Source organism: Acuticoccus sp. MNP-M23 (assembly GCF_031195445.1).
GTDB lineage: Bacteria > Pseudomonadota > Alphaproteobacteria > Rhizobiales > Amorphaceae > Acuticoccus.
On record NZ_CP133480.1, the window covers coordinates 2,373,738 to 2,385,958 of the forward strand.

General features: G+C 65.8%; 13 protein-coding genes. 6 read left to right on the top strand and 7 right to left on the bottom strand.

Going from position 1 to position 12,221, the window contains the following annotated elements:
• The first annotated feature begins 123 nt into the window (after nucleotides 1-123).
• The 5 genes from odhB (at nucleotide 124) to lpdA (ending at nucleotide 5,357) form a co-directional block, all read left to right on the top strand.
• Nucleotides 124-1,659, top strand: coding sequence for a 2-oxoglutarate dehydrogenase complex dihydrolipoyllysine-residue succinyltransferase (gene odhB, locus RDV64_RS11130; RefSeq protein ID WP_309199327.1), 1,536 nt, complete (start codon nucleotides 124-126; stop codon nucleotides 1,657-1,659).
• A gap of 96 nt (nucleotides 1,660-1,755) precedes the next feature.
• A complete protein-coding gene (locus tag RDV64_RS11135; protein ID WP_309199328.1) occupies nucleotides 1,756-2,679 on the top strand; it encodes a sulfotransferase domain-containing protein in 924 nt (307 codons plus the stop codon).
• Between the two features lie 18 nt (nucleotides 2,680-2,697).
• Nucleotides 2,698-3,111, top strand: a complete 414-nt coding sequence (locus tag RDV64_RS11140) for an MAPEG family protein (protein ID WP_309199329.1) — start codon at nucleotides 2,698-2,700, stop codon at nucleotides 3,109-3,111.
• A complete protein-coding gene (locus RDV64_RS11145) occupies nucleotides 3,108-3,869 on the top strand; it encodes an SDR family oxidoreductase (RefSeq protein WP_309199330.1) in 762 nt (253 codons plus the stop codon). The genes RDV64_RS11140 and RDV64_RS11145 overlap by 4 nt, the downstream gene beginning before the upstream one ends.
• An 87-nt stretch (nucleotides 3,870-3,956) precedes the next feature.
• Nucleotides 3,957-5,357 carry a dihydrolipoyl dehydrogenase gene (gene lpdA / locus RDV64_RS11150; RefSeq protein WP_309199478.1) on the top strand — a complete coding sequence of 467 codons (1,401 nt, stop codon included), beginning with the start codon at nucleotides 3,957-3,959 and terminating at the stop codon, nucleotides 5,355-5,357.
• A 63-nt stretch (nucleotides 5,358-5,420) separates the two neighbouring features.
• On the opposite strand, the gene RDV64_RS11155 is transcribed toward lpdA, so the two are convergent.
• Genes RDV64_RS11155 through trpB form a run of 7 tightly spaced genes read right to left on the bottom strand, consistent with a single transcriptional unit; the run spans nucleotide 5,421 to nucleotide 11,308 of the window.
• A complete protein-coding gene (locus tag RDV64_RS11155) occupies nucleotides 5,421-5,648 on the bottom strand; it encodes a hypothetical protein (protein ID WP_309199331.1) in 228 nt (75 codons plus the stop codon).
• 3 nt (nucleotides 5,649-5,651) lie between these two features.
• Nucleotides 5,652-5,978 (bottom strand): integration host factor subunit beta, encoded by a 327-nt coding sequence (ihfB, locus tag RDV64_RS11160; protein ID WP_309199332.1) that lies wholly within the window; start codon nucleotides 5,976-5,978, stop codon nucleotides 5,652-5,654.
• Entirely contained in the window at nucleotides 5,975-6,940 is a 966-nt protein-coding gene (gene sppA / locus RDV64_RS11165) for a signal peptide peptidase SppA (RefSeq protein WP_309199333.1), read from the bottom strand. The genes ihfB and sppA overlap by 4 nt, the downstream gene beginning before the upstream one ends.
• A 44-nt stretch (nucleotides 6,941-6,984) precedes the next feature.
• Entirely contained in the window at nucleotides 6,985-8,304 is a 1,320-nt protein-coding gene (locus tag RDV64_RS11170) for a folylpolyglutamate synthase/dihydrofolate synthase family protein (RefSeq protein ID WP_309199334.1), read from the bottom strand.
• 3 nt (nucleotides 8,305-8,307) lie between these two features.
• Nucleotides 8,308-9,273: an acetyl-CoA carboxylase, carboxyltransferase subunit beta gene (accD, locus tag RDV64_RS11175; protein WP_309199335.1), complete on the bottom strand. Its 966-nt coding sequence runs from the start codon at nucleotides 9,271-9,273 to the stop codon at nucleotides 8,308-8,310.
• Nucleotides 9,270-10,088, bottom strand: coding sequence for a tryptophan synthase subunit alpha (gene trpA, locus RDV64_RS11180; protein ID WP_309199479.1), 819 nt, complete (start codon nucleotides 10,086-10,088; stop codon nucleotides 9,270-9,272). The genes accD and trpA overlap by 4 nt, the downstream gene beginning before the upstream one ends.
• A complete protein-coding gene (gene trpB / locus RDV64_RS11185) occupies nucleotides 10,085-11,308 on the bottom strand; it encodes a tryptophan synthase subunit beta (protein WP_309199336.1) in 1,224 nt (407 codons plus the stop codon). The genes trpA and trpB overlap by 4 nt, the downstream gene beginning before the upstream one ends.
• 99 nt (nucleotides 11,309-11,407) lie before the next feature.
• On the opposite strand from trpB, the gene RDV64_RS11190 reads away from it, so the two are divergent.
• Nucleotides 11,408-12,007 carry a hypothetical protein gene (locus tag RDV64_RS11190; RefSeq protein ID WP_309199337.1) on the top strand — a complete coding sequence of 200 codons (600 nt, stop codon included), beginning with the start codon at nucleotides 11,408-11,410 and terminating at the stop codon, nucleotides 12,005-12,007.
• The last annotated feature ends 214 nt before the right edge of the window (nucleotides 12,008-12,221 follow it).

The window sequence follows — 12,221 nt, forward strand, 5'->3', positions numbered from 1 at the left end:
CCATGACCACGGGGCAAGGGCACAAAGGCGTTCGCGGATGAGCCCTTTTGTTCTGCGCCGGTCGCTTTCCGATTACGTCCGCACCTGCATCCCGACCGCAACAAACAGCCGATGAAATAGCCCATGAGCACCGAGATCCGCGTCCCAACCCTTGGCGAGTCCGTCACCGAGGCGACCGTGGCGCAGTGGTACAAGAGCGAGGGCGATAGCGTTTCCGCTGACGAACCGCTGCTCGAACTCGAAACCGACAAGGTTTCGGTCGAAGTTCCTGCGCCTGCCGCTGGCAAGATCACCGAAATCACCGCCAAGCCGGGCGAAACGGTCGAAGTCGGCGCGCTGCTCGGCCAGATCGGCGAAGGCGCGGGCAACAGCACGCAGAAGGCGGACGCCCCCAAGGCCGAAGCCAAGTCGGAAGCGCCCGCCAAGGCCGACGCACCGGCAAAATCTGCAGGCGGTGACGTGCAGGACGTGACCGTGCCGGCGCTCGGCGAATCTGTGACCGAAGCCACCGTCGGCCAGTTCATGAAGAAGGTCGGCGACAGTGTTGCTGCCGACGAGGCGATCGTCGAGCTCGAGACCGACAAGGTCAGCGTCGAAGTGCCGTCCCCGGTTGCCGGCGTCATCAAGAGCTTTGAGGTTGCCGAGGGTGACACCATCGGCGTCGGTGCCGTGATCGCCAAGGTCGAAGCCGGTGCCGGCGGTGCCGCACAGGATACCGACAAGGGTGGCGCCACCACAAAATCCGCTGCGCCTGCAGAGTCTTCCGGTGACATGCCGGCTGCCCCCTCCGCCCAGAAGGCGATGAAGGAAGCCGGTATTTCTGCATCCCAGGTCGAAGGCACCGGCAAGCGCGGCCAGGTCCTGAAGGGCGACGTGATCGCAGCCCTCGAAAAGGGTGCCACCGGCAGCAGCGCCGAAGCCCCCGCCGCCAAGCGCGCCCCCTCCGGCGAGGACGACGCCGCCCGCGAGGAGCGGGTGCCCATGTCGCGCCTGCGCCGCACCATCGCCAAGCGGCTGAAGGACGCACAGAACACCGCTGCCATGCTGACGACGTTCAACGACGTCGACATGACCGCCGTGATGGATCTGCGCAAGCAGTACAAGGACGTGTTCGAGAAGAAGCACGGCACGAAGCTCGGCTTCATGGCGTTCTTCTCCAAGGCGTGCGTCCAGGCCCTGCGCGACGTGCCCGCGGTCAACGCCGAGATCGACGGCAACGACCTCGTCTACAAGAACTACTACCACCTCGGCATTGCGGTCGGCACCGACAAGGGCCTCGTGGTCCCCGTCGTGCGCGACGCGGACGAGCTGTCCTTCGCCGACATCGAGAAGACCATCTCCGGCTTCGGCCGCCGTGCGCGCGACGGTCAGCTCAAGCTTGAAGAGATGCAGGGCGGCACGTTCACCATCACCAACGGCGGCATCTACGGTTCGCTGATGTCGACGCCGATCCTCAACGCGCCGCAGTCCGGTATCCTCGGAATGCACCGGATCGAGCAGCGCCCCGTCGCCATCAACGGCGAGGTGAAGATCCGCCCGATGATGTATCTGGCGCTGAGCTACGACCACCGGGTGGTCGACGGCAAGGAGGCGGTCACCTTCCTCGTGCGCATCAAGGAAGCCATCGAAGACCCGCAGCGTCTGCTGCTGGATCTCTGAGCGAAAACCTGTTGCGGCGCTGCGTGCCTTCCCTCTGCACGCAGGGCCGCTGCACTGCCTGCGCGGCACTGATTTCTCGCCGCTGGGAGCAAACTATTGAGCGATAAGGAAGCGGCGCCGGGATCGGCGAAGTCTGGCGCAAGCGGGCCAGACGCCGGCAACAAGCGCGAAGGGCCGGGCAACAAGCCCGTGCCGCGCGCGAAGCAGAAGCCGGCCGCAGCCGGCGGGCCCCAGGGCCAGGGCCGTCACAGCCTGCGCGTCAACGAACGCATCGTGTTCCTGCACATTGCCAAATGCGCCGGATCTTCGCTGGCAGTGCTGCTTGCATCCAACTTTCCCGAAAACGAGGTGTTTCACCGGCGTGACGATGTGCTCGGCACGCTGAACTCCGACACCTTGCGCAGCTACCGCTTTTTCCATGGCCACTTCACCAAGCACAGCGTCGACGCGGTGCCGGGGCCCAAGCGGATCGTCACCGTCCTGCGCGATCCCCGCGAGCGGATCGTGTCGCTCTATCATTTCTGGCGGTCGCACAAACCCGAGGTGGTCGAGCGCCTGAATCTGCGGGGGCCGCGCATCGCGCGTCAGCGCCCGCTGCTGGAGTTCCTGAAATCAAAAGAACCGGAAGTGACGGTTTCCATCGACAACCACATGGTCCGGGTGATGTTGGGTTCGCTTAACCTCAACCAGAGCCAGGGCTTTCGGTTGCAGGACCGGGATTACGCGGTCGAGACGGCCATCACCAACCTCAAGCGGTTCAATTACGTGGCATTTGCCGACACGCTCGACGAAGACGTGCGCATGATGATGCCCATTCTCGGTCTGGCCGGTGCGGACGGCCTGCCGCGCCTCAACACCTTCGAAACACTGGATGCCAATCGGAATTTCGAGAAGATCGCGCGCGAGGAATCAACCGACGAGGTGCGCGCCGAACTTGATCGCCTCACCGTGAGCGATCGGTTATTCTACCGGCGCGCCCGAGACATCCGTCATACCCTCCGGTGTCCGTACCCATCCTGAGACCAGCGAGGAGAGACGATGCCGATCGAATTGAGAATAGTGGCCTTCGCCGGCGTGCTGGTTGTGGTTCAGCTGCTGCTGGCGGGTGGTTCGCGTCTTCTGGCATTCGGTCCGGCATGGGGGGCAGGGCCGCGCGACAGCGTTCCAGGTGAGCCGCCGGTGTGGAGCGGCCGAGCCGACCGGGCCTGCCGTAACGTGCTGGAAACGTTCCCGGTTTTTGCCGCGGTTGCCATTGCCGTTGTGGTTGCCGGCGTGGCGGATGCCACCACGGCGCTCGGGGCCCAGATCTACATCATCGCGCGGATTGCCTATCTGCCGGTCTATGTCCTCGGTATCGCGTATGTGCGCTCGGTCATCTGGGCTGCGGCGCTGGCGGGAATTTTCATGGTCGCCTGGCCGCTTCTGGCCGGCAGTGCGGGAGTGGTTCAATGAGCGCGCGTGGAGTTTGCATCGTCACCGGTGGGTCGCGGGGGATCGGCGCTGCTGCCGCACGCCGCATCGCTGCCGATGGCTGGGCTGTGGTCATCAACTACAACAGCAGTGCCGACGCTGCCGACAGCGTGCTCAAGTCCGTCGAAGCCGCAGGCGGCACCGGCACCACGGTGCAGGCGGACGTGTCCACCGAAGCCGGCATCGATGCTGTGTTCGCAGCGGCGGAAAAGCTCGGCCCCGTCACCGCGCTCGTCAACAATGCCGGCGTCGGCGATCAGGTGGGCACCATCGAGACATTCACGTTCGAGCGGGTCGAGCGGCTGATGCGCCTCAACGTCACGTCGGTCATCATCGCCTCGCGGGAGGCCATCAAGCGCATGGCGCGCAAGAATGGCGGCAAGGGCGGCGTGATCATCAACATCTCGTCGGCGGCGGCCAAGCTTGGGGCGGCCAACCAGTTCGTCGACTACGCCGCCACCAAGGGCGCCATCGACACGTTCACCGTGGGGCTTGCGCTGGAGTGGGCAGGTGAGGGCATTCGGGTCAATGCCGTGCGTCCGGGCGTGATCGCCACCGACTTTCATGCCAATGTGGGCGTGCCGAACCGGCCGGCCGAAGTGGGGCCGGGGCTGCCGCTTGGCCGCGCGGGAACACCTGAAGAGGTGGCCGAAGCGATTGCCTGGCTAATGTCGGACGCGGCGTCCTATTCCACCGGTGCGATCGTCGATGTATCCGGCGGGCGCAGCATCGTCCCCTGAGGGGCACCGCTCCCTGAGGGGGCAGACACTTCGCGCAACCGGGCCGATGGGCTCGTCAGGCGCACAATCTATCGAAGGAGCACTATGATGGCGGCCTACGACGTGGTGGTGATCGGCACCGGGCCCGGCGGTTACGTGGCAGCGATTCGCGCAGCCCAGCTCGGGTTGAAAACCGCTGTTGTCGAAAAATGGGCGACGTTCGGCGGCACCTGCCTCAATGTCGGGTGCATCCCGTCCAAGGCGCTGTTGCACGCATCCGAGCTGTACGAGGAAGCCCGGCACGGCTTTGCCGAAATGGGCATCGCCGTCGATCCGAAGCTCGATGTCGCCAAGATGCTGAAGTTCAAGGACGAAGGTGTCGAGGGCAACACCAAGGGCGTCGAGTTCCTGTTCAAGAAGAACAAGATCGACACCTTCATCGGCACCGGCGCCATTTCGGGCAAGAACAAGGTGAAGGTGACGCCGGACGAGGGTGAGCCGCAGGAACTGGATGCCAAGAACATCATCCTCGCCAGCGGCTCCGACATTGTGCGGCTGCCCAACATCGAGATTGACGAGAAGCGGGTGGTCTCCTCCACCGGCGCGCTGACGCTGCCTGAGGTTCCCAAGCGGATGCTGGTCATCGGCGGCGGCGTGATCGGGCTTGAACTCGGCTCGGTGTGGCGCCGCCTAGGGGCCGACGTGACCGTGGTGGAATTCCTCGACCGGATCGTGCCGTTGGAAGACAAGGAAATCTCCCGCCAGTTCGAGCGGATCCTCAAGAAGCAGGGCATGAACTTCCGCACCAAGACCAAGGTTGCGGGCGTGGATGCCTCAGGCTCGGTCCTGAAGGTTACGCTGGAGCCGGCCGACGGCGGCGATGCGGAAACGGTCGAGGCCGACGTGGTGCTCGTCTCCATCGGCCGCAAGCCCTATACCGAAGGGCTGGGCCTTGAGGCCGCCGGCGTCGAGATGGACAACAAGGGCCGGATCAAGACCGACGATTACTTCCGCACCAACGTGGAAGGCGTCTACGCCATTGGCGATGTGAAGGACGGGCCGATGCTCGCTCACAAGGCCGAGGACGAGGGCGTCGCGGCGGCGGAGATCATCGCAGGCCAGGCCGGCCACGTGAACTACGATGCGATCCCCAACGTGGTCTACACCTACCCTGAGGTTGCGTCGGTCGGGAAAACCGAGGAGGTGCTGAAGGAAGAGGGCACCGCCTACAAGGTCGGCAAGTTCCCGTTCACGGCCAACGGCCGCGCCAAGGTCAACCGCACCACCGAAGGGTTCGTCAAAATTCTGGCGGACAAGAAGACCGACCGTGTGCTCGGCGTGCACATCATCGGCCCGGATGCCGGCACGATGATTGGCGAAGCGGTGCTCGGCATGGAATTCGGCGCTGCGGCGGAAGACATTGCCCGCACCTGCCATGCCCACCCGACGCTGAGCGAGAGCGTGAAGGAAGCCGCCCTTGCCGTGGATGGTAACGCGATCCACATGTGATCGCGCCCGCCTGCGGGCTGGTGGAACGACAAACGGCGCGAGGGTCAGGCCCTCGCGCCGTTTTCATTTTTCGCGCTTGCGGCGCGCGGCGAAGCGGGACAACGCGCCAAGGACGACGCCAAGGGCCACGGCGCCGAACAGCCAAGCATAGAGCGGGGCGGTGAGGGCAAGGGCCGGATCGCTGCCGAAGGGGTCCAACGTCAAGGTGACCGGCTGACGGTTGGCGGCGGACAGGACCACCACCGCCAGTGCCAGCATCAATGCTGCAGCGCCGAGGACGGCGCGTATCATCGCCTACTTCTTTGCAGCGCGTTTGCGGGGTTTCGGCTTGGCGTTGAGAGCAAAATCGTTGATCCGGTCGCGCAGCTCCTTACCGGGCCGGAAGAAGGGCACGGCCTTCTCGTCCACATCGACGGACTCGCCGGTGCGCGGGTTGCGGCCTGTGCGAGCATCGCGCTTGCGAATGGAGAAGGCGCCAAAGCCGCGGATCTCCACGCGGTCGCCATTTTTCATTGCCGTGCTGATTTCGCCGAACACGCAATTCACCGCCGCCTCCACCTCCCTGTGGAGAAGATGCGGGTTGCGCATAGAAACTAAGGTTATCAATTCGGATTTTATCATTTTGTGAAAACCTTGCCCTCTGGGGAGGGGGAACCCTGCCAAATGGACCACAGACCGTCAACCGAACCCATTGGAACATTTGAAGGAATTGCGATCCCGAGAGTCGCAAAGATGCGATCGACCACGGCGTTGGTCATCTGGGAGACCAGTGGCAGGCCACTGTCCCGATCGGGAGCGTAGGTTCGCACGGGAAGATCGGGACGCAATCCTTTTTCTTTGACGAGCCACGCGACAGCGGCGTCTTCGTCGCCGATCTCATCCACCAGACCGTCGGCGAGCGCCTGTCCGCCGGTGAAGATCCGCCCGTCCGCAAGCGAGCGGGCCTTGGCTTCGGGCATGTTGCGGCGCTCGATCACCAGGCCGAGAAAATAGTCGAACGTGTCGTTCACCACGTCCTGCAGCACGGCGATGGCCGCAGGATCGGTGGGCTCGAACGGGTTGGGCTCAGCCTTCAGCGGGCCGGAATCCACCTTCCGCACCTCAATGCCGAGGCTCTTCAGCATCTCGCTGATCTGGCCGAACTGGATGAGAACACCGATGGAGCCGGTGAGGCTGGTGCGCTGGGCGACAATGTGGTCGCTGGCGAGCGCCGTCATGTAGGCTGCCGATGCGCCCAGCGTGTTGATGTGGGCCACCACGGGCTTCACCGCATCCACTTCGCGCAGCGCATTGTAAAGCCGCTCGCCGCCCACCGAAGTGCCGCCCGGCGAATCGATGGAAACCAGAACGCCGGCCACGCTGTCGTCCTTGCGCAGCTTTTCGATCAACTGGAGAAGCGGCCGGTCCGACGTGATGGCGCCGGTCACCGCCAGGCGCGCCACGTGCGGTCCGCCAAGGTCGCCCTTGACCGCGAAGGCGCCGCCAATGGCGCCCAGCACCACCAGAACCGCCAGTGCACGCCACAAGGCCACCCGCCGCGTGAGGCGCCGCCTGTCGATCACTGCATCAACGTCGAGCGCCATGGCGGGTCTCCTTTTGGATTTGGATGAATGCTAGCACATCCCGCTCAGGTGGGGGGCGTGCCGTTCTGGGCCAGAACATCGCCAACGAGGTAGAGTGAGCCGCAGATCAGAATGCGGGGCGGCGGCTCGAAGCGCCAGTTCTCCGACAGGAGCTTCAGCGCCGTTTTGACCGACGCCACGGGTTCGGCGGAGAGTTCGCCGTTCTCCACGATGCGGGCCAGCGCCGCCGGGTCGATGGACGCTTCGGAACCCGGCACCCGGACGGTGAACACGTGCCGCGCCAGCCCCTCGAACGATCGGAAATAGGACGCCGGCTCCTTGGTGCTGAGCATTCCTGCAATGAGGAAGAGCGGGCGCGACACCCGGTCTTCAAGGTCGGCCATGGCGGTGGCGACGGCCTCGCCGGCGTCGGCATTGTGCCCACCATCCAGCCAGACCTCGGCCTCGCTCGGCGCAAATTCCACAATCCGGCCCTTGGTGAGGCGCTGAAGGCGGCCCGGCCAGTTGGCGCCGACAACGCCGGCTTCCAGTGCAGCAGGGTCGGTGACAAACCCTGTCGCGCGCATGGTTGCAACGGCAACGCCGGCGTTGGTCGCCTGATGCCGTCCCGGCAGGCGCGGCGCGGGCAGGTCGATCAACCCGTCCTCGTCCTGATAGACGAGCCGTCCGCTTTCCTGGACCACGGTCCAGTCCGTGCCGCCAAGCTGCAGCCGTGAACGCGCGCGGACGGCGTGGCGCTCGATGACGGCGACCACCTCGTCCTTTTGCGGTGCAGAGATGACGGGCACGCCGGGCTTGATGATCCCGGCCTTTTCGGCGGCAATTTCTCCCAGCGACTGGCCGAGAAAGCCCATGTGATCGAAGCCGATGGTGGTGATGACGCTGGCGATGGGCCTTTCGACGAGATTGGTGGCATCCAGCCGGCCGCCAAGGCCGGTTTCGAGCACCAGAAGGTCGGCCGGCGTGTCGGCAAACAGCAAGAATGCTGCCGCGGTGGTGATTTCGAAAAAGGTGATCTCGTGCCCGGCGTTGGCCTCTTCCACCGTCTGCAGCGCCGCTGTCAGGACTTCATCGGAGACGTAGTTGCCCCCGGCATCGTCCGCCAGGCGGATGCGTTCGTTAAAGGTCACCAGATGCGGCGAGGTGTAAACGTGGGTGCGCTTGCCGTCGGCCTCGGCCATGGCGCGCAGCATCGCCGTGACGCTGCCCTTGCCGTTGGTGCCGGCCACATGGATGACCGGCGGCAGCCGCGCTTCGGGGTTGCCGAGCGCGTCCAGCAACCGCTCCAGCCGGCCAAGCGACAGGTCGATGCGTTTGGGGTGGAGCGCGGCGACGCGCTCCAGAATCGGACTGTTGGCGTCCATGGTTCAGGCTTTGGCCGGTGCGGGCTCGCTGTTGTCCGCCATCGCCTCCACCGGGTCTTCCGACGCCTGCTCGGGGATGGTCTCAGGCGAAGGCAGCGCAACCGCGCCGTCCTGCGGCGGGTCCTGATGCATCATGACACGCAGGAGCCGGGCAAGCGTCGCGCGCAGCTCGTGGCGGTGCACCACCATGTCGACCATGCCGTGGTCGTACAGATATTCGGACCGCTGGAACCCCTTGGGGAGCTTCTCGCCAATGGTCTGCTCGATCACCCGCGGGCCGGCAAAGCCGATCAGCGCACCAGGCTCGGCAATATGCACGTCGCCCAGCATGGCGTAGGACGCAGTGACGCCGCCGGTGGTGGGGTTGGTGAGGACGACCACGTATGGCAGCCCCGCCTCGCGCAGTGCGATGATGGCAGCGGTGGTCCGCGGCATCTGCATCAGCGACAGGATGCCTTCCTGCATCCGCGCGCCGCCGGAGGCCGCGAACAGCACGTAGGGCGTGCGCGACGCCAGCGCTGTCTCTGCCCCGGTGACAATGGCCTCGCCGGCCGCCATGCCGAGCGAACCGCCCATGAAGCCGAAATCCTGCACCGCAACGGTGACAGGCAGCGTCTCGATCGTGCCTTTGGCGAGCGTCACCGCATCCTCGCGGCCGGTCTTGGCGCGCGCATCCTTCAGGCGGTCCTGATAGCGGCGTTCGTCGCGGAACTTCAGCGGGTCCTGCACCACCTGCGGGGTGGGGATGGCCTCGAAGCCACCGGCATCGAACAGCGCTGCAAGGCGTGCCGGCACGGGCATGCGCATGTGAAAGCCCGAGCCGGGGACGACCCAGCCGTTGCTCTCCAGATCGTGGTGGAACACCATCTCGCCCGTCTCGGGACACTTGATCCAGAGGTTCTTCGGGGTGTCCCGTTTGGTCCAGAACGAAGAGATCTTCGGACGGACGACTGAGCTGATCCAGTTCATGCTGCGGCCTCGCGCTTGCCCCGTTTTACGCCGGCGGCCAGCGCGCTCACGAACTCGTGGACGCGCCCCGCAACATCGGGCTCCTTGCGTGAAATAATGTCGATGATCGCAGATCCTACCACCACGGCGTCGGCAACTTGCGCAATGGCTGCCGCCTGCTCCGGCGTCTTGATACCGAAACCCACCGCCACCGGAAGGCTGGTGGCCGCTTTCAGTGCCGCAACCGACGTGCCGACCATGGCGGCATCGGCCGAGCGCGTGCCCGTGATCCCGGCAATGGCGACGTAGTAAAGAAAGCCCGAAGTGTTGGCGAGAACCGCCGGAAGCCGGGCTGCATCGGTGGTGGGTGTTGCCAGACGGATGAAGTCCAGCCCGGCAGTGCGCGCCGGGAGGCACAGTTCGTCGTCCTCCTCGGGCGGCAGGTCGACCACGATCAGTCCGTCGACCCCGGCCTCCACGGCTTCGGCAATGAACTTGTCGACGCCGCGATGGTAGATGGGGTTGTAATAGCCCATCAGCACCAGCGGTGTGGTGTCGTCCTTCTTGCGAAAGCCGCGCACCAGCGCCAGCGTGCCGTCCATGGTGGCGCCAGCGTCGAGCGCGCGGCGCGAGGCGGCCTGAATGGCCGGCCCGTCGGCCATGGGATCGGTGAACGGCATGCCGAGCTCGATCACGTCCGCGCCGGCTGCGGGGAGCGTTTCGAGCACCTCTGCGGTGGTGGCGGCATCCGGATCGCCGGCGGTGATGAAGGTGACGAGCCCCGCGCGGCCCTCACGGGCAAGCGCGTCGAAGCGGGCTTTGATCCGGCTCATCAGTGGCCCTTCGCGTTGCGCGCTTCGAGCGCGGTGGCGACGGTGTGCACGTCCTTGTCGCCGCGGCCGCACAGGTTCATCACGATGATCTTGTCCCGCGCCATCTTCGGCGCAACGTTGGCGACATGGGCGAGCGCATGAGCGGGCTCCAGCGCGGGCAAAATGCCTTCCGTGCGCGCCAGAAGCTGGAAGGCCGACAACGCCTCCTCGTCGCCGATGGGCAGGTAGGACACGCGGCCGATCTCCTTCAGCCACGAATGCTCCGGTCCGATGCCCGGATAGTCGAGCCCTGCGGAAATCGAGTGGCCTTCGAGGATCTGTCCGTCGCTGTCCTGCAGGAGGTATGTTCGGTTGCCGTGGAGGACGCCGGGCGCCCCCGCGGTCAGCGAGGCACAGTGCTCGTCCGCTTCCAACCCGAGCCCGCCAGCCTCGATGCCGACGATGTCCACCGGATCGTCGAGGAAGGGGTGGAACAGCCCGATGGCGTTGGAGCCGCCGCCCACTGCCGCGACCACGAGGTCCGGCAGCCGCCCGGTCATCTCCTGGATCTGCTCGCGGGTCTCGGTGCCGATCACGGCCTGAAAGTCGCGCACCATCCGCGGGTAGGGGTGGGGGCCCGCTGCGGTGCCGATGAGATAGTAGGTGTCATCAACGTTGGCGACCCAGTCGCGCAGCGCCTCGTTCATGGCGTCCTTCAGGGTGCCGGCGCCGGCTTCCACGGGCACAATCTCTGCGCCCAGAAGTTTCATGCGGAAGACGTTGGGCGCCTGCCGCTCCACATCCTTTGCGCCCATGTAGACGACGCACGGCAGGCCGAAGCGCGCGCAGACCGTGGCGGTTGCAACGCCGTGCTGGCCCGCGCCGGTCTCGGCGATGATCCGCGTCTTGCCCATCCGCTTGGCGAGCAGGATCTGGCCGATGCAGTTGTTGATCTTGTGGCTGCCGGTGTGGTTGAGCTCGTCGCGCTTGAAGTAGATCTGCGCGCCGCCCAGTTCCTCGGTCAGCCGCTCGGCAAAATAAAGCGGCGAGGGGCGGCCGATGTACCCCTTGCCGAGGCTCTCGATCTCGGCGGCGAAGGCGGGGTCGGCGCGCGCATCGTCGTAGGCTTTTTCCAGCGAGAGGATGAGCGGCATCAGGGTTTCGGCGACGAAGCGGCCGCCGAAGATGCCGAAGCGGCCGCGCTCGTCCGGGCCGTTGCGGTAGGAATTGGGGCGCTCGCTCACGATTAAACCTCTGGGGTTTGGCTTGGGGGGCCGGCACGCGCTAAAAGCCGGGCGCAAATGGGCGCCGGCGGGCGCGTCTCCTACCGATGGCTTGAAAGCATGAAGGATCTCGTGGGGTCAAGCGGCACGGCAGGTGCTGCCGCGGCAACCGGTGTGACACACCGGCTGATCGGGCACGCCATCGTCTCGGCGGACGACCGGATCGCCGATTCTGCCGGCGCCTACCCGGACGACTTGCGCAACGAGGCCGACTGGGCGCTGTTCCAGTCGGCGCTCGACCGGGCCGATCTCGTCCTTCTGGGCCGGACCAGCCACGACGCTGCGCCCAACACCAGGGGCCGCCGCCGCCTCATCGTTTCGTCGCAGGCGAACGGGCTTGACCAGCGCGAGGACGGATGGTGGCTGAATCCCGCTGCCATTGCGCTTGCCGATGCCCTGGCGACGCTCTTGCCTTGTGGCGGCGAGGTTGCCGTGCCGGGCGGCCAGGGTGTTTTCGATCTTGTGGGCGCCAGCGGCTTTGCCGAGTTCCATCTTGCCAGAAATCCGGCCGTGATCCTCCCGCACGGCCGCGGCCTGTTCGCCGCCTGCGAGACCGGCACCCCGGCCGCGAAAATCCTGGCCAATGGCGGCCTCGGTGCCACCCCGCCCCGGATCATCGACACCGCAGCGAAGGTCGACCTCACCATCTGGCGCCGCTGAAGAGCGGTTATCGAGGGATCGGCACGGGTCAAGGGCGCTGCCAAGCGGGCGAAGCCTTCACCCTTGACGCGTGCCGAGCCCGGTACACGCTCCAACCAGGGGTCAGAACAGCCGGTCGCGCAGCGCCCGACTGATCTGACCCCTGCCACGTGGCGAACGGGAGGAGCGCGAGGGGGAACGCCCTCGCACCCTCAAGTGAGACTCCGGCGCGAAG